We start from the raw sequence: 17,201 nt of genomic DNA, 5'->3' as shown, positions 1-17,201 counted from the left end.
TTTCTTCAAACCTGGCTGGGGGGTTGATAGCCTGATCGATCAGGAATGGGGTTCAGCTGACCCTTTCCGGACAATTACCTCTGAAGTAGTAGGCCGGTGCGGCTGACGCCGGCCAGAGAAGAGCAAAAAATGATAAAGATCTCCATAAACAATCAAGAAGTTGAAGTTGAGGAGTCCGCCAATTTGCTGGAGGCCTGCCGGGCCGCTGGCTTTGAGGTGCCCTCCTTGTGCGGCGGCCCCAACGGTGAGGGCCAGGAGGCGTGCGGTCTCTGCGCAGTCGAAATCGACGGCGAAGTGACCCTGAGCTGCCGCTACCCGGTCACCAAGGAGATCCAGGTACAGACTCAGAGTGAGGCGCTTACCGAGACCCGTAGGGCTGCCCTTAAGCGGATTCTGTCTGACCATACCGCCGACTGCGAAGCGCCCTGTAAGGTGGCCTGTCCCGCAGACGTGGACATCCAGGGCTATCTCTACGACATCGCTCAGGGGGATCACACCAAGGCGGTCAATACCATTAAAGACACCCTGCCGATGCCGCTCTCCATCGGCCGGGTCTGTCCTGCATTTTGTGAAACTGCCTGCCGTCGTACCCTGGTGGATGAGCCCCTGGCCATTCGTCAGCTGAAGCGACACGCCGCCGATCTGGATCTCAATGACCAGCAGCACCTGGCGCCCATCGCCCCCAAGAAGGGCAAGAAGGTGGCCATCATCGGTGGTGGTCCGGCTGGTCTGTCTGCAGGTTACTTCCTCAGCCACAACGGTTATGACGCTGTAGTCTTCGAAGCCATGCCCAAAGCGGGTGGCTGGCTGCGCTACGGCATCCCTGAATACCGCCTGCCTAAGGCGACCTTGGATAAAGAGATTGAATTGATGTGCCGTGCCGGCATGGAGATTCGCCTTAACCAGGCCATGGGCCGCGACTTTACCCTGGATCAGCTGAGCCAGGAGTATGATGCGGTCTGTCTGGCCATTGGCGCCCAGAAAGCGGTGGCCATGGATTACACCGGTTCCGACCAGAAGGGCTGCATGCTGGGGGTGGACTATCTGAAGGAGTTCACCCTGGGCAAAGAGGTGTCCGTGGGTAAAAGGGTGGCGGTGATCGGCGGCGGTAACACCGCCATCGACTGTGCCCGTACCGCCCTGCGCCAGGGCGCCGAGGTCAGCATCATCTACCGTCGTACCAAGGCAGACATGCCGGCGGAAGATTACGAAATTCATGAAGCCGAGGTGGAGGGAGTCAACTTTGAGTTCCTCTCCCTGCCGGTAGAGAACCTGGCTGACGACAATGGCCGGGTCTGCAAGGTGAAGGTGGAAACCCTGAAACTGGGTGAGCCGGATGCTTCGGGCCGTCGCCGCCCCGAGTCCACCGGCGAATTTCGCTGGATGGAGTTCGATACCGTGATTGCGGCGGTGTCCCAGAAGCCGGATGCCGAGTTGCTGGCCTCAGAAGCCAGCCAGCTCAAGGGGGAGGCTCTGCCTCTGACCCGCTGGACCACCGCCGATGCGGATCCCACCACCATGCACACCGGCATGGCCAACCTGTTTGCCATCGGCGATTTCCGCCTCGGTCCGGCGACTGCGGTCGAAGCGATTGGCGACGGTAAGAAGGCCGCGGTGGCCATTGATGCCTTCCTGCAGCAGGGGCTGGTCGTGCCTCCTAAGGCCCAGTTCAATGCCCGTAAGGCCAAGAGTCTGAAAGAGGTGGAGGCCCGCTTCCTCGACCATTGGCCGAAAGAGCGACGCCTGGCGATGCCGGAGATCCCGCCGATGGAGCGTCGTGACAGCTTCGATGAGGTGGAGCTGGGCTTCGACGTGGATAAGGCCATTGCCGAAGCGGCCCGTTGCCTGGAGTGTGGCTGTCAGGTCAATACCGACTGTGGCCTGCGCGATTATGCCACCGAGTACCGCATCAGTGACGATGACCTGGATTACTCCAAGGCGCAGCAGAAACGCATCGACTCCAGTGCGCCTTTCATAAACTTCGACCCCAACCGTTGCATCAGTTGTGGCCAGTGTGTGGTGGCCTGTAACGAGCGCGGCGTTCATGGTGTGCTCGGCTTTGATAAGAGTGCCCCGCATCAGCGCGTCTGCTTCGATAATGGCGAGCTGATGGCCAACTCCAACTGCAGCCAGTGTGGCGCCTGTGTTCAGGCCTGTCCTGTGGGCGCACTCACCGACGCCAGGGATCGCAGTCAGGGCCGCACCAAACAGCTGAAAACCGTCGACACCATCTGCACCTACTGTGGTGTGGGCTGTGGTGTGCGCCTGCACGTTGATGAGCAGGAAAATAAGATTGTTAAGGTCACCGGTGTGGAAGGGTCCCCGGTGAACGAGGGGATGCTCTGTGTGAAGGGCCGTTTTGGCTTTGACTTCATCGGCTCCCAGGAGCGACTGACCCAGCCGCTTATTCGCAAGGATGGCGAGCTGGTGCCCACCACCTGGCACAACGCCATCGCCTTCATTGCGGCCAAGATCGAGAACATCATCAAGGCCAAGGGCGGTGACGCCATGGCGGGCTTTGCTTCCGCCAAGGCCACCAACGAAGACAATTTCCTGTTCCAGAAGCTGTTCCGCAGTGTTATCGGCACCAACAACATCGACCACTGTGCCCGCCTGTGTCACTCCACCACGGTCAGCGGTTTGCGCGCTGCGGTGGGCAGTGGTGCCATGACCAATGACATCCCGTCCATCAAAAAGTCGGATCTGATCTTTGTCATCGGTTCTGACACCACCGCCGCCCACCCGGTGATCGCTTCCCACATCAAGCAGGCGGTGCGTCACCACGGTGCCCGCCTCATGGTGGCGGATCCCAAGCGCATCGGGCTGGCAGACAGTGCGCAGCTGTACGCCTGCCACCGTCCCGGTACCGATGTGATGCTGCTCAACGGCATCGCCCGGGAGGTTCTGGTCAATGGCTGGCAGGATGATGGCTATGTGTCCCGTCGTACCGAAGGGTTCGAAGCGTTCAAGACCGAAGTGATGAAGCCGGACTACGAACCGGAGCGTGTCGCCGCCGTCACCGGTGTTCCCGCCGATCAGGTTCGGGAGATGGCCCGTCTCATCGGCACCGCCGAAAAGACCGCGGTCTACTACGCCATGGGCATTACCCAGCACACCACGGGTCATGACAATGTTCGTGCCATTGCCAACCTGCAACTGCTGTGCGGCAACATCGGTGTGGAAGGGGCGGGCATCAACCCGTTGCGCGGTCAGTCCAACGTACAGGGCGCTTGCGACATGGGGGCTCTGCCCAATTATCTGCCCGGTTACCAGAACCCGGAAGATCCACTGATTCGCGAGAAGTTCGAGGCGTTGTGGCATACGGACCTCTCCGGCAACAGCGGCCTGACCGTGACCGAGGTGATGGATGCCATCCTGGATGATCGCGTGGACGGTCTGTACGTGATGGGCGAAAACCCGGTATTGTCCGATCCGGACCAGCACCATGTGATCAAGGCGCTTAAGGCACTGGATCTGCTGGTGGTGCAGGACATCTTTATGACCGAGACCGCCCGCATGGCAGACGTGGTTCTGCCGGCCTTTGCCTTTGCTGAGAAGACCGGTCATTTCACCAATACCGAGCGCCGGGTTCAGCGTCTTAACGCTGCGGTGCAGGCTCCCGGAGACGCGCGTAAGGACTGGCAAATCCTACAGCTGCTGGCTCAGGCACTGGGTGCCAACTGGCGCTATAAGGATGAGCGGGCCATCTGCAATGAGATTAACCTAGCGGTGCCCCAGTACGCCGGCATCCGTTGGGACCGGGTCGGCACAGCCGGCATGCAGTGGCCCTGTGTGGATGACAAGTGCGACGGCATGCCGGTGATGCACGTGGATACCTTTGCCATTGGTGAGCGCGCCTTTATGGAGCCCATCCCCTTCAAGTACGCCGCCGAACTGCCGGACGAGGAGTACCCCTTGGTTCTGACCACGGGCCGGCTGCTGGAGCAGTTCCACACCGGAACCATGACCCGCAAGACCCAGGGCCTGAATGATCTGGCCGGTCCTACGGCGATGATCTCGGTACCGGATGCGGAGCGCCTGGGGATTGGCAACGGTGATCCTATCCGCCTGACCACCCGTCGTGGTGAAATTGAGCTCAACGCCTTTGTCACCAAGCGGATTCAGGTCGGGGTGGTGTTTACCGCCTTCCACTTCGAAGAGGCTCCGGCCAACAGGCTGACCAACCCGGCTCTGGATCCCCATGCTAAGATCCCTGAGTTCAAGGTGTGTGCTGTGCGCCTGGAGAAGCGGGAAGAGGCAGAAGTGGTCGCCTAAGCGGCCTGGTTGTTGTATAAAAGCCCGCAGAGAGCGGGCTTTTTTGTGAGACCAGGGGCATTATGGCACTTGGTACAGAGTGAGGAGACAGAGTGAAGGGCTGGATTCAGGGTTTAATCGTGTCGGTGTCTTTGATGGCTTCTCAGGCCCACTCTGTGAGTTACCCATTGCCTGCGGAAGGGGAGTACCTGGTTGGCTTCCCACAGGGGCATACCGTGGCGCCTGGAGAGCATCTGGCCCCCATCGCCGAGAAGTATGGCGTCGGGCTTATTGCCCTGATGGAGCTCAACCCTGGTGTGGATCCCTTCCTCCCCACACCAGGAACCAAGCTCAAGCTGCCCACTTACATGCTGCTGCCCGATGTGCCGCGCACAGGGGTGGTGATCAACCTGGCAGAGCTGAGGTTGTATCACTTTCAGGGTGAGCAGGTGCATGTCTATCCCATAGGCATAGGCCGCATCGGCCATGACACGCCTCTGGGGGCAACCAAGGTGACCCAGAAGACCCCGGATCCCACCTGGACACCCACCGCCTCAACGCGTGCAGAGTATCTGGCTCAAGGCATCGAATTGCCTCAGGTGGTCCCGGCGGGCCCCAATAATCCCCTTGGCAAGTTTGCCTTGCGCCTTGGCTTCGACAAAGGCCAGTACCTGATCCACGGCACCAACAAGGAGTTTGGAATCGGCCTGCGTGTCAGTGCCGGCTGCATCCGCTTGTGGCCCTCGGACATTGAGGAGCTGTTCGGCCAGGTTCAGTGGGGCGAGAAGGTGAGGGTGATCAATCAGCCCATCAAAGTGGCTACCGGGCCTCAGGGAGAGGTGATGCTGGAGGTTCATTCACCCCTGACCTCGAAAGATGGCCAGAAGCAGCCGTTAAAGTTTTCGCTGGAGCAGTTGAGGGTTGTAGAACAGAACCACGTCAGTGCGGAGTGGGTGACTCAGGCTCTGGTTGAGCAGAGTGGGGTGCCGAAAGTAGTGGGCTGGCCCTAGCCAGCCCACGGCCGATTCTTACTTGCGGTAGGACTCGGCAATGTTGTCGATGCGCTGGTTGGCGCGCATCGCTTCGGCGGCGGCGTCATCGGCTGCACGCTGAGCATTGGATGCGGCCTGCTTGGCTGCATTGATTTCACGATCCTGACGCGCCTGATCGCTGGTCATGCTTTCTACCTTGTTGGACAGAGCGCTGACTTGAGCTTCCAGTTCGGCGTTGTTGGCACAACCAGTCAGCATCAGTGCGGAAGCGGCAGCGGCCGCCATCAAAAATTTGGACTTCATATCCTCTCCTTTCCTTCATCAACACGGCACCGAATCGAATGTGCCGAGATTAGTTTGGCACAAATTTGTGCGATTGCATCTGGTTACAATAAAAAAATTTCCTGAAATGGCAATAAGTTTTAAGAAATTGTCGTGAAAATCACCCATGATGACATTTCGATGGCTGAATCAGACAAGGGACCGTCAATGTTCCAGGAGGGAAGATGGAGCTGATACTGTTACGTCATGCCAAATCCAGTTGGGAGGAACCCTATCAGAGCGATTGGCACCGGGGGTTGAATCCAAGGGGAGTGAAAGCCCTGCCTAAGGTGGTGGCTCAGTTGCATCGATGGCTGTCTGGGGTGGACCTGATCGTAGCCAGTGATGCCTGCCGGGCTCAACTGACCGCGGAAGCAGTCTCACAGGCCTTTCCTTCGGCCCGTTACGAGACACTGCCGCAACTCTACCGGGCGGACTGCGAGGAGTTTATGGCCCTGCTGAAACAGTTTTGGTGCGAGGGAGAGGTGCAGGTATGGGTGGGCCACAACCCGACACTCGAACTGCTTGTCCGGAGATGGTTGGGCTGTCCTGTCGAGACGTTTCCGACGGCTGCCATGGTCAGGGTCAGCTGCAACAGAGCGGGTGACATCGACGGCCCCGTCAGGCTTTGGACTGTGAAGGGGGGAGAGTGTCAGTTAATTTGACGATTCACTGCTGGCTGTCGTTAAGCCATGGTCTTTAGGCGGCGCGCTTCTGCTTCTTGATGGCACAGGCACAGAGGCCACCGCTGAGGGCGGGGCAGCGCTTGCAGGGAGACTTCTTGTAGGGACGACGGGCAAAGGCCATGGCCTCTTGCTCCAGGGGTCTTAGGCTGATGACCTTGGCCTTGACTGGCTCTATATGCAGAGCCTCAGCCACCAACTTGTCGGTCATCGCTTTCAGTTGCTTGTTATCGAGTGTCACCATCTCCCCGCGTTGCTGCTTCGCGGCCTTCTTGGCCTCTTTCAACGAGCGTTTAAGGGATTTCTTGAGGGCCTTGGTTTGGCGCTTGAGCTGCTTTTTGGTGTGCTTGTCCATCTGAAACTCCTCAATGGTGAGCTTCAGAGTTTAAATGATAACAATTCGCAGTCAATAGTGTGGCGAGAGTTTGTGAAGGGGACTGGGTTATCCCCCTTTTTGAGAGATCAGATGGTTTCATCCGCGACCAGAGGCACCAGGTGCAAGCAGCCATTGAGTACACCACTTTCACTCAGCTGGATGTTGGCGAACTCTTGCAGGCTGAGAGCATTGCCCTCCAGGGCGATGGATTCCATTCGGAAGTGCTCATCCAGGCAGACCAGCATGGTGGAACGAACAATATGACTGTACTGATGCAGGTTTTCCATCAGACGAGTGGCCAGAGTGCGTTTGCGGGTGTCAAACACATAGCTCAAGGTGGCGATGCAGGGAGTGAAAGGGTCGGTATCCAGCAGTTTGTCTTTACGCTTTTCTCTGATCATGTCCCGGAAAAGCTCACTGCGGTTGCGGTAGCCCCCATCTTCGGCCAGCTGATCCAGCTCACCCAGCAACTCGCTGTCCAGTGATACGGTAATACGCTCAGTTCCCATAACTCATCTCCCCAGGTAACAGGAACATACTAATTTTAAATTGTTCATAATAACTTGATTTTGATCAGGGATGAATCGGGGAGGGGGCGATCTTGTGATTCGCCCCATGATGATGCCGCATTAATTGCGACCAGCAGTAAATTCTTGATGCAGAGCCAAAGAATCACTGACTCTGATCAGTCGTTCCGTATCGCCGTTGGGCTTGCGGTAGTTGTAATGGGTAGCATCGATGGCCAGAACGGTATCACACCGGGCAGGGATGTAGGCCTCGCCGAGCCAGGCACCGGTGTCGAGCCTGTAGGTGTCGATGCGGGTTTCACTGATGCAGGTCTGGTCACCTTTCTGGGTCCAGGTCGCGTCACCTTCGAATCCCATCCCCATCTTGGTGTACTGACCCTGAGTGAGCAGGGTGCCATCAGCCTGGAAGGTCATGTACTGAAAACAGCTCTGGCCTTTGTCGGTGGACTGGCACCAGCTCCCCACTGGGGAGCTGGAGAGGGGGTGCGCCAACACGGGTAGGGTGGTGAGTAGAAACGCAGAGGTCAAAATCCGTCTCATGTTCATATCTCCTACGACTCTTCTTTCTTGGAGTCGTACATCAGGTTAGGGCTAACAATAGGGGGTATAAGTGGTTTTCTGCTCAAAGGGGGACGTTGAGTCGGGCAGCACGGGAAGACGCATAGGCCGATGAATTTGACCATTGAAGCTGAACTGGTGTGGAAATAAAGCTGTCATAGCGTCCTTCTATGATGTCAGGGCTGAGCCTAGATTGAGCAGCGCCTCTCGAAGTGGTGATTTGCAGGCCAAACTCCTTTTGTGCCTGAACTCCCCATAACTCCGACCAGCGGAAATAACTGGTCGGGATAGTACTCCTTTGTGACGGGGCCTTCAAATCTATCTAAGAACCCAATTCAATGAATTGAGAGGAAAATCCAGTTTCCGGGCTAAAGAATCACTGACAAAAGATGACAATGTTAAATGTGTGATCTCTCAGGTGGCATCAAGCCATAAATGAGGGCCGGTTCCCGGCTGTGGCCTGCATCTTATCCACCATGGAGAGGACTCTGCCATGCACCTTGGGGGCTTCCAGCAGGCCAAACAGGGTGCCGCTCACGACGACACTGCGGCCGCCGTGGGTATGGACCCGGTAGCTGAAGCAGATTCTGTCCAACAGGGTGCGCTGGCGGGAGCGGGCAAGGTCAATCTCTTCCAATGAGAGGCTGATTCGTCCGCGCTCCGGGCTGTCACCCAGTTCTCCCATCATGCCCGACAGATTCTGTGGGTTGACTTCGACCACGTGGTCGCCTTTATCTCTGACCTGAAAGAAGACGCTGATGACACCGGCCACAAACAGGCCGCCGGCCATATGGCCTGTAATCGCGATCGACACCAGGGTAGCGACAATAAAGGCCAGGGTGACCACCAGCCCATGGCCGCGAAGGAATCCGTCTCGAGAGGGGGAAAATCGCTCAATCATGGGCGCCTCCCGTTAGAAAGTGTAGTGAGCCTGTCCATAAGCGCCTCGTTACTGCCTGTGAGGATGTAGTTCCATCCTATGCCTGCCATTGGCCCGAAACAACGATTCGGGTATCTCGATGTGCGGTTGTGTGATCTTCAGGTTCAATTTGCTGAAAAGGGGATCTTAGCCGTGATTATTAATGAAAAAATGAGACATTGAGTTATAAGGTAAGTCTCTGTTGCCAATGTTAATTGTGTGTTTTTCAATGTTTCTGTTTTGAGCTTGGCAGCAGGCTTGGAACGGCTGAATTTAACAGAAAAATCCGAATAGGTTTTTGCGTGGTTGGTGAAAGGTTAATCAGAGGTTGCCGATGTTGCTGTCAGTGCGGCTGTGGTGTCAGGGGAGTCATTTCGCCGTGGGTGCCAGCGCTAGAGAAACTCGATTCCCCGGCTCTGCCACAGCGGTTGCCGATCACCGAGGAGAGATCACAAGCGACCATGAACAGAGCCAGTGAATATTTCTGGTGGAAGAGGATAAGCGCAGAGCCTGGATCAAGGAGGGCGCCAACGGCTCTTGCTGTTTCTGACTCGATCAGGAAGTTGAATTCACTGTGAAACAAAAGCCTCAATTAAGTCCTTTGGCAGAATTACTTAAAATGGTGGTGGGATGAGCCTCGAAGCTCCTGCGTGGTTAACGGCCATTTAACAATGGCCAACCTAATGAAACAGGATTTGGTGAAAAAGTACCGGATATCTCACTTTCGCCATTGAATATGATTTTATCACCCTCATTTATCAGAATATTTCCTTGAAGTGAAAATGAAACTGATTATCATTCGCCTCGAATAGTTTGCAGAGGTTTACAAAGATGCAGTTTCGTTACTCCCTATTGGCCATGGCGTGTACCGCGGCCCTGATGCCCCAGATGGCCCATGCCGCGGAAGAGAAAGTGGACCAGCCTGAGCGCATTACCGTCTACGGTCGACAGAACCAAGTGGTGATGAACTCCGGTCTTGCCACCAAGTCAGACATGTCTCTGATGGAGACCCCGGCGGCAGTGGTGGTGATCGACAAGGATCTGATTCAGGCACAGGGAGCCGACAAGCTGCAGGATCTGGTGCGCAACATCAGTGGCCTGACCCAGGCAGGCAACAACTACGGCATCGGTGACAACCTGGTGATCCGTGGCCTGGGGGCCAACTATACCTACGATGGCATGTATGGTGGTGCCGGCCTGGGCAACACCTTCAACCCCACCCGCTCCATGACCAACGTCGAGTCCATCGAGGTGCTCAAGGGGCCGGCGACCGGCCTCTATGGCATGGGCAGCGCCGGCGGGGTGATCAACCTGATTGAGAAAAAGCCTCAGTTTGACTCCAGCCACGAATTCACCGGCGAAGTCGGCCAGTGGGACACCTACTCCCTGGCCCTGGACAGCACAGCCGCCCTGAGCGACAACACCGCCTACCGGCTGGTGGCCAAGAGTGCCCGCAGTGACGGCTACCGTGGTGTCGGCACCGATCGTGACGAAGTGTATGCCTCCCTCAAGGGGCTGTTGAGCGACGATCAGGACCTGCTGTTCTCCGTGGCCTACATCAAAGATGCCATCGCCGTGGACTCCATCGGTCACCCGATCCGCATCTACAACGCCGACTCAACCGGCGGCAAATCGGCAGGCGAAGTGACCTGGGAAGACCTCATCAACGATCCCAACGGCGTTGGCCTGCAATTGACCGACGAACAGCGTCAGCAGCTGGCGGACTCCCTGGCCTCCGGTGATGGTCTGGAACCTGTCGATCTGGGGGACTCCAATCTCATCTCCCCCATGGCCAGGGACAATGAAGGGGAGGAGCTCAGATTCAAGCTGACCCACAACATCCACTTCACCCCTGAACTGTTCCTCAACCAGCAGCTGCAGTATCGCAACTATGACAGTGGTTTTGCCCGTCAAACCGGTGCCTACAACTACGTCTACTGGAACCGCCGCGGCACCATCAACGCCGATCCCCGGGCGCCGCTGGTGGAAGACGGGGTGCTCTACCCCTATGCGGCCCGCCGTCAGGAGTACCGTAAGGTGGAGGCGGATGAGTCCTCCTGGCAGTACTTCGCAGATCTGCGCTACGACTTCAGCCTGGGCGGCATCGACAACGAGCTGCTGGTCAACGCCAACTACGAAGACCGGGATATCCGTTTCAAGCAGTACTCCATCTACGACGCCGACAAGGTGATCAAAAATTCCGACGGCGAGGTCATCTATCAGGGCCAGCTGCCCTACATCTACGATCTGCGTAACCCCAACTGGGGCGATGGCAGCTTCGAAGACTACGATCCTCTGATGACCGCCAACTACAACAAGACCGTCAGCGCCTGGGGGGTGGGCATTCAGCACGTGGCTTACCTGGACTGGGGCCTGACCACCCGCATCGGCGTGGCGTTCAACGAGATTGAGCAGAGCTATGAGCATTTCGGTGTGGACCCGCGCTACAGTGCCAGCCGTGCCCAGCCCACTCCTGAGCAGGACACCAAGGACAACGGCGTGACCTACAACCTGGGTGTGACCTACATGCCGAGCGACAACCTGTCACTGTTCATCAACCACTCCAAGGGGCGCACCGCCTACAGCATTCTGGGCAGCGTTGCCGGTGATGACTCCGATCGCAAGGACTCCGAGTCCATCAGCAATGACGTCGGCATCCGCTATAAAGGGTTCGACGATCAGCTGCTGGCCTCCCTGGTGGTGTTCGAAAGCTCACGCACCAACCTGCGTTTCACCAACCCTCTCTACGAGGAGGGTGTGACCGGTCCCGAGGTGCCTCAGTACCTGTATGACGGTGAGGAGCAGACCAAGGGGGTGGAGCTGGACATGAATGCCCACCTGAATGAGCAGTGGAAGCTGAACATCAACGCCATGTATCAGGATGCCCGCGACAAGAAGGACCCGACTCGCAGCACCTACGATGTACCTCAAAAAGGGGTGCCAAAGGTGACCGCCAGTGCCTGGGTGACCTACGATGCCCAGTGGTTTAACCTGAATCAGCCCCTGAGCCTGAGTCTGGGCGCAGCCTACGTGGATGAGCGCAGCACCCACTCCAGCGCCTTCGGCATCCCCGATGGCCATGTGCCCGCCTACACCAAGGTGGATGCGGCCATCGCCTACGATGCCAGCGACTGGAAGCTGCAAGCAAACCTGGATAACCTGTTTGACGAGACCTACTACGAGAAGGCGATGTTCCTAGGCGGGATGCCTGGCGAAGAGCGCAACTTCAGTCTGAGTCTGACCTATCGTCTCTAACCTGACGACTCAATGAAAAGGGGAGCCATCGGCTCCCCTTTGTTATTTCAGTCTGGCGGTTCTGCCTCGGCCATCGGCGCTGGCGATCATCGAGTCCAGTTGCGCCTCCAGCTCACGGTAGTAGGGATTCCAGCTGAGCCTGGCCACCATCTGGTCAGGCTCCTTGGTGCCCCAGGCGCCGTACCAAGGCTGCGGGTTCTGTGGACAGGCTGCTTCCAGCTGTTCGCTCTGGCCATTGTCACAAATGCGATAACGCCCCTGCCGGCCATAGTACTTATTGTCCGGCCTGAACAACACACTCATGTGGGCGATGCTGGCGATTCGCTGTTTGGGCAGGCGTCCAGGCAGGGTGGTGGTTCTGGAGGGCGGCGTCTCCAGCTCGCCATACCACACCAACTGGCTACCGGGGTGGGTGAAGTGCTCTTGGAACAGCGACAGCACCCCCTGGGGCGCAATCACGCTGTCGGCGGCGCTGATGGTCACCAGGGCCGGGCGGTCGACCCCCTTGCGGACCAGGGCGTCGCGTACCTGCACCGAACTTTGGTAGTAGAGGGCTGCGCCGTGCATGGTCAGCGACTCATAGCGGTAGTAGTTGGTTTCCGGGTCCAGGTTGGCCCAGGTCACCAGCCAGTCCAGGTAGGGGGAGAGGGCGGTGGTTTTAAACCTGGGTTCAAACCCGGGGGAGAACAGCAGCAAGCCGTCGATTCTGGGGTTATCTATCGCTTCGGTGGTGACAAGGTTGGCGCCGGTGGAGAAGCCCCCCAACCACAGTTCATCCACTTGTTCGCCCAGCAGTTTGGTGTGGTGAGCCACGGCCCGGTTCCAGCTCTGAAGACTGGCCAGTTGCAGGTCCGCCGGGCGACTTCCGTGGCCCGGCAGCAGCAGGGTGCGCACTAGGAAGCCACGATTCGCCAGGCTCTGGGCGATGTCTTCGAAGTAGGTGGGCGAGTCGCTCAAGCCGTGCACCAGCAGTATTCCTCGCCTGGCCCCTTCGTGGGGGATCACCTCGAACGGCGTGTTGGCCTCAATCTCTGCCAGGGTGTCACCGGAGACAAAGGCGCGGTTGTCCCTCAGCCACCGCCGGGTTTCCTCCCGGTAGGCATCGAAGCTGGATTGCTCGAAACCGGGCAGGGATGAGGAGGTCTGATAGCTTTCTCCCTGTGGCGTCTGAATGCAGGCCAGCAACAACAGGGCGGCGGTAATGGGCAACAGCAGTCTGAGCAAGTGATGAACTCCATATCGGCAATATCCCTCTATCCTACGCAACCCTCCCTCACCGGCACCAGTCCATAACGTAACCAAGTTTTAGCTTGTTCCTTCAAAAAAAGAGCCCTGCTGTTTAGCAGGGCTCGTGCGCTAGCAAAAACGGGTCAGGCTTACGCCTTTTCCACTCTTACTGGAATGCCTTGACGGCAGTTGGTGCCGGCGTAGTAGTCGTTGAGCATGGAGACCTTGCCGGGACGGGTCGGATCGGCGGGGATCATCTGATTCACCGCAGTACCGCCGCCACGGCGGGCGATGCCTTCGATGACCTTGCCGTCGATTATGCGGGTGTCTGCACCATAGGCCTTCTTGTGACCGAAGCAGTGGGACACACACACGGAGCCTTTGGCCACACCGGAGTCCGCCTGCAGCACGCCTTCGGCTGGGGTGCCGTTGCCGGATACCACCCGAACCTTGTCACCATCGGTCAGCCCCATCTCGGCGGCGGTATCGATGTTCATGTAGACGAAGTTCTGCGGTGTTACCTCGGCGCAGCGGTCAAAGGCGGCGGAGTAGTTGGAGCGCAGGGTCGGCTTGTAGTTGGAGAACAGCAGCGGGAACTCCTTCTCAGGCCAGTGCTGCTCCCAGGTGTCGCCGTTCCAGAAGCGTTTGGCTTCGTAGGAGGGCACGCCAGGATAACGCTCGCCAGAGTGGCAGTGGCGCAGCTGAGCCATGTCGGCGTTGTAGATCTGCAGGAACTTGCCGCCGCCGCCATTGATGAAGTTGCCGTCGTATCGCTCGGCTTCCTCGTAGTAACCACCGCGGGAGAGCAGGGCTTCCACCTTGGCCGCTTCCTCGCCGGTCAGGCGGGGACGCAGAGGCGCCATGGAGTACTCCAGGGCCGCCCACTCGCGGTCCTCATCGGATACCGCTGGCAGCTTGCTGCACTGGGCGGCGATGTTGGCCAGGTAGCGGGAGTGCCAGTCTTCGAAGGTCAGCAGGTCCACCTTGCGACCGTCGGCGGCGGGGATGGCACCCTTACCGAAGCCGGGCAAGTCCATGGCCATGGCCATATCGATCATGAACTGCTCCATGCAGATATGCTGGCCCTTGGCGTTCTTGGGGGTACGCGGGGTCACCAGAGGCGCACCTGCGACCACACCCAGTTTGAATGCGCCCCACATGCGGTCGGCGGCGTACTCTTCGTACATCACGCGATCCGGGATGAAGTAGTCGGCGTAGCGGTTGGTTTCGTTCATGTAGCAGTCGATGGCGACAAACAGAGGCAGTTTGTCGGTGTCCACCAGCGCCTTCTCCACATCGTTGCTGATGGAGGCGGCACTGTACAGGGCGTTGCTGCGCCAGTTGAACAGGGCCTTGGCGGTGTAGGGGTTGGCATTGGTGTGGGCGGTCAGCGCCTCGGCGGCGTTGAAGGAGGCGTAGCCTGCCACCAGGTTGTGCCACATGTCGCTGGCGGGGTAGGGGTTCTCGCCCTTGGCCACCTTCTGCTTGTACTCGGTGGAGTCCTCATAGGCGCCGGAGCGGCAGATGTTGATGTCTGCGCTGACATCCAGTTCACCGTCGAAACCACCCAGGTTGTAATTGCCTTCGAAGCCCCAGTAGGCGCCGTTGGCATACAGGGTACCGCCCTTGGCGTCGTGGGAACCGATCAGGGTGTTCATGGTGGACACCAGCCAGCCGACCATGATGGCATCACCACTGTTGGCACCGGAGTTGGTCACTACCGTGGCCTTGCGGCCATGGTGAGTCAGGTCCTTGGCGGCCTGCTTGATCTGGGATTGCTGGATACCGCAGTCGGCAGACAGCGAGGCCAGAGGCGCCTGGTTGGCCTGGGCCTTGAGCAGGGCCAGGGAGGAGGTCAGCTGAACCTGATTGCCGTTAACATCGGTGAACAGGCCGTCGACGAACAGATCGGCCTTCTTCGCCAGGTTGGCGGAAACCAGTTTGCCGTTCTCAACCACCATGGCTTCGTCGCCGCCCACGCCGAAGTCGGAGGCTTTGGCGAACAGGGTGAGGTCCTTGTGCTTGGCGTCGGTGACCACTAGGTGGCTGGCGTTGCTGTGGTTCACTTCACCGGCAGCCTTGGCGGCGTCGGCGTTGGGAATCGCCAGGAATTCGGCGTTAAACCAGTTCTCAGTGAACATCACCTGCATCATCGCCATCATAAAGGCGGCGTCGCGGCCGGGGCGAATGGGCAGCCACTGGGCACGGGTGTCGTTGGCCACCTCGGTACGCAGCAGGGGGTCGACGCTGGTGTACTTGAGGTTGCGCTCGACACGGGCGTCTGCCAGGTTGCGACCCAGCAGGTTCAGGCTGGCGCCGGAGGACCCTGGGGCGGTACCCAGGAACATGGCGTACTCGACGTTATCCCAGTCGATGTCACCCAGGCCGGGCTCCAGGCCGGGAGCCAGGCCGATGCCATAGCCGATGCCGGTGGGCGCACCACAGTAGGCGTGCTTGGTCACCAGGTTCACGGTGCCGTAGGCCTGACGCATGAAGCGCGCGTAGAGGCTGCCGCGCAGGGTATCCTCTTCACCGAAGGTGGCCAGCAGGCGGTTGGCGGCGGAGCCGAATTCCGGATAGCCCGGAACTGCTGGCTTATCCAGTTGACGAATCGCCTTGATGCCCTCCACGTGGCCTTCTCCGAACAGGTCGCCCCCTTCGAGGATCTCGGTCAGGGCCTGCTCGTAGCTGATGCTCTTCCATTTGCCTTCGCCGCGCTTGCCCACACGCTTGAGCACCTGGGTGACACGGCGTGGGTCGTCCACACAGCCAACGCCACTGGCGCCTTTGCCACAGGTGGTGGCGCGGTTTTCCAGGCCGGTGTTGCCTGCCAGAGCGGCATAGCTGTCACGGACCGGCATGCTCAGGGGCAGGGGAGAGCCGGAGTTCATCTCGCAGTAGGGGTTACCGCCGACCTTGAGCACCTTGTCGCTGGCTTCGTCGATGCGCACGCGCAGGCCGCACATGTTGTTGCAGGTGAAGCAGCGGGTGTACATGGTGCGGATGCCCGGGGTCTTGTGCAGCTTGCCGTCGGCACCCAGCTGGGCTTCGGTCGGCAGGGGATTACCAAAGCGGGTATTGCTCTTGGCCACGTTCAATGGCGCGGGCTCGCCACCCTTGGGGGTGGAGCTGCAGGCGGTGCCGGTGGCGGCCGCAGCGGTGACGATGCCGGCGCGGGTGATAAAGCTTCTTCTGTCCATCGTCATCTCCTATCGTTGCCATTCCAGGTGGTTGAGTTTCAGGATCTTCTTGTCATCGCTGGGCTGTGGCAGGCCGATGTAGAGGATGCTGGGCAGGTTGCCAGACTCGGGCAGCATGCCGTATACCTTGTTGTCGCGAACCAGCTTGGCCACGTCGCTGTTGGGATCGTTCAGATCGCCAAATACCCGGGCTTCGCCGATGCAGGTTTCCACACAGGCGGGCAGCAGGCCCTGCTCCAGGCGGTGCACGCAGAAGTTACATTTCTCAGGCGCGGTCTTGTACTTGGGATCCTTGCGGCGGGCGCCGTAGGGACAGGCTTTAACGCAGCGCTGACAGTGGATGCACTTGTCGTAATCGATGACTACGATGCCATCTTCCGGACGCTTATAGGTGGCGTTCTTAGGGCACACCTCGACGCAGGAGGGGTTCTCACAGTGGTTACACTGGTTGGGCACCGCCAGGGTGGCCACACCGTCTGCGGTTTCCACAGAGGATTGGGTCACCCGGGTACGGGCGCGGCCTTCGGGTACCTGGTTCTCGATGGAGCAGGAAACGCTGCAGGAGAGGCAACCGGTACAACGGCGAACGTCGAACACCATGGCCATGCGCTTACCCTGGGTCTGGGCCAGCAGGCTGGTGCTGGGGATCAGGGTCAGAGCCGCACTCCCTGCCGCCATTTTGAGTAATGAACGTCTGTCTAACATAAGAGGTCCTTTAATATGCCCGGCCAATTTGGCAAGGCTGAATAAAGAGAAACTGGGCAGGGGATAAAATAGTTGAAACGGAATTAAGAGGGGAGCATTAGCTATATTTTAAGCGTTGTATTGCAGAGGTGCTCCCATCTTTCCAATAGCGAAAATCGTGTCTTGCGGATAGTGCAATGTAATC

General features: G+C 58.6%; 12 protein-coding genes. 4 read left to right on the top strand and 8 right to left on the bottom strand.

The annotated features are described in order from the left end of the window. Positions 1-129 precede the first annotated feature (129 nt). Entirely contained in the window at positions 130-4,275 is a 4,146-nt protein-coding gene (gene fdhF, locus G505_RS0111150) for a formate dehydrogenase subunit alpha (protein ID WP_028109625.1), read from the top strand. Positions 4,276-4,367: 92 nt separating this feature from the next. Beyond that, positions 4,368-5,264, top strand: a complete 897-nt coding sequence (locus G505_RS0111145; protein WP_028109624.1) for a L,D-transpeptidase family protein — start codon at positions 4,368-4,370, stop codon at positions 5,262-5,264. An 18-nt stretch (positions 5,265-5,282) separates the two neighbouring features. Here G505_RS0111145 and G505_RS0111140 read toward each other — a convergent pair whose 3' ends face one another. Then, complete coding sequence (locus G505_RS0111140; protein WP_028109623.1) at positions 5,283-5,549, bottom strand: Lpp/OprI family alanine-zipper lipoprotein; 267 nt, start codon at positions 5,547-5,549, stop codon at positions 5,283-5,285. A 203-nt stretch (positions 5,550-5,752) separates the two neighbouring features. Between G505_RS0111140 and G505_RS0111135 the strand changes: the two genes are divergently transcribed. Continuing rightward, positions 5,753-6,232 (top strand): SixA phosphatase family protein, encoded by a 480-nt coding sequence (locus G505_RS0111135; protein ID WP_028109622.1) that lies wholly within the window; start codon positions 5,753-5,755, stop codon positions 6,230-6,232. A 34-nt stretch (positions 6,233-6,266) separates the two neighbouring features. On the opposite strand, the gene G505_RS0111130 is transcribed toward G505_RS0111135, so the two are convergent. From G505_RS0111130 to G505_RS0111115, 4 genes are all read right to left on the bottom strand, one after another. Then, complete coding sequence (locus G505_RS0111130) at positions 6,267-6,605, bottom strand: hypothetical protein (protein WP_028109621.1); 339 nt, start codon at positions 6,603-6,605, stop codon at positions 6,267-6,269. Between the two features lie 107 nt (positions 6,606-6,712). Further along, complete coding sequence (gene nikR / locus G505_RS0111125; protein WP_028109620.1) at positions 6,713-7,135, bottom strand: nickel-responsive transcriptional regulator NikR; 423 nt, start codon at positions 7,133-7,135, stop codon at positions 6,713-6,715. Between the two features lie 120 nt (positions 7,136-7,255). Then, positions 7,256-7,693: a hypothetical protein gene (locus G505_RS0111120; protein ID WP_028109619.1), complete on the bottom strand. Its 438-nt coding sequence runs from the start codon at positions 7,691-7,693 to the stop codon at positions 7,256-7,258. 442 nt (positions 7,694-8,135) lie between these two features. Next, a complete protein-coding gene (locus G505_RS0111115) occupies positions 8,136-8,612 on the bottom strand; it encodes a hypothetical protein (RefSeq protein ID WP_028109618.1) in 477 nt (158 codons plus the stop codon). 849 nt (positions 8,613-9,461) lie between these two features. On the opposite strand from G505_RS0111115, the gene G505_RS0111110 reads away from it, so the two are divergent. After that, positions 9,462-11,885, top strand: a complete 2,424-nt coding sequence (locus G505_RS0111110) for a TonB-dependent receptor (RefSeq protein WP_035385331.1) — start codon at positions 9,462-9,464, stop codon at positions 11,883-11,885. Between the two features lie 42 nt (positions 11,886-11,927). Here G505_RS0111110 and G505_RS21350 read toward each other — a convergent pair whose 3' ends face one another. The 3 genes from G505_RS21350 to G505_RS0111095 form a co-directional block, all read right to left on the bottom strand. Further along, positions 11,928-13,109, bottom strand: a complete 1,182-nt coding sequence (locus G505_RS21350) for an alpha/beta hydrolase (protein WP_051216102.1) — start codon at positions 13,107-13,109, stop codon at positions 11,928-11,930. 152 nt (positions 13,110-13,261) lie between these two features. Further along, complete coding sequence (locus G505_RS0111100; protein ID WP_028109616.1) at positions 13,262-16,312, bottom strand: molybdopterin-dependent oxidoreductase; 3,051 nt, start codon at positions 16,310-16,312, stop codon at positions 13,262-13,264. 9 nt (positions 16,313-16,321) lie between these two features. Beyond that, complete coding sequence (locus G505_RS0111095) at positions 16,322-17,017, bottom strand: 4Fe-4S dicluster domain-containing protein (protein WP_028109615.1); 696 nt, start codon at positions 17,015-17,017, stop codon at positions 16,322-16,324. Between the last annotated feature and the right edge of the window lie 184 nt (positions 17,018-17,201).

This window comes from Ferrimonas futtsuensis DSM 18154 (assembly GCF_000422645.1).
In the GTDB taxonomy this organism is placed as follows: domain Bacteria; phylum Pseudomonadota; class Gammaproteobacteria; order Enterobacterales; family Shewanellaceae; genus Ferrimonas; species Ferrimonas futtsuensis.
The sequence above is the reverse complement of the archived record's forward strand: the minus strand, read 5'-3'. Positions and strand labels throughout refer to the sequence as shown.

Bases quoted from the DNA above. Each gene is read 5' to 3' on its own strand.
- fdhF (WP_028109625.1), top strand. From the start codon at position 130: ATGATAAAGATCTCCATAAACAATCAAGAAGTTGAAGTTGAGGAGTCC.
- G505_RS0111140 (WP_028109623.1), bottom strand. From the start codon at position 5,549: ATGAAGTCCAAATTTTTGATGGCGGCCGCTGCCGCTTCCGCACTGATG.
- G505_RS0111135 (WP_028109622.1), top strand. From the start codon at position 5,753: ATGGAGCTGATACTGTTACGTCATGCCAAATCCAGTTGGGAGGAACCC.
- G505_RS0111130 (WP_028109621.1), bottom strand. From the start codon at position 6,605: ATGGACAAGCACACCAAAAAGCAGCTCAAGCGCCAAACCAAGGCCCTC.
- nikR (WP_028109620.1), bottom strand. From the start codon at position 7,135: ATGGGAACTGAGCGTATTACCGTATCACTGGACAGCGAGTTGCTGGGT.
- G505_RS0111120 (WP_028109619.1), bottom strand. From the start codon at position 7,693: ATGAGACGGATTTTGACCTCTGCGTTTCTACTCACCACCCTACCCGTG.
- G505_RS0111115 (WP_028109618.1), bottom strand. From the start codon at position 8,612: ATGATTGAGCGATTTTCCCCCTCTCGAGACGGATTCCTTCGCGGCCAT.
- G505_RS0111110 (WP_035385331.1), top strand. From the start codon at position 9,462: ATGCAGTTTCGTTACTCCCTATTGGCCATGGCGTGTACCGCGGCCCTG.
- G505_RS0111100 (WP_028109616.1), bottom strand. From the start codon at position 16,312: ATGGACAGAAGAAGCTTTATCACCCGCGCCGGCATCGTCACCGCTGCG.
- G505_RS0111095 (WP_028109615.1), bottom strand. From the start codon at position 17,017: ATGTTAGACAGACGTTCATTACTCAAAATGGCGGCAGGGAGTGCGGCT.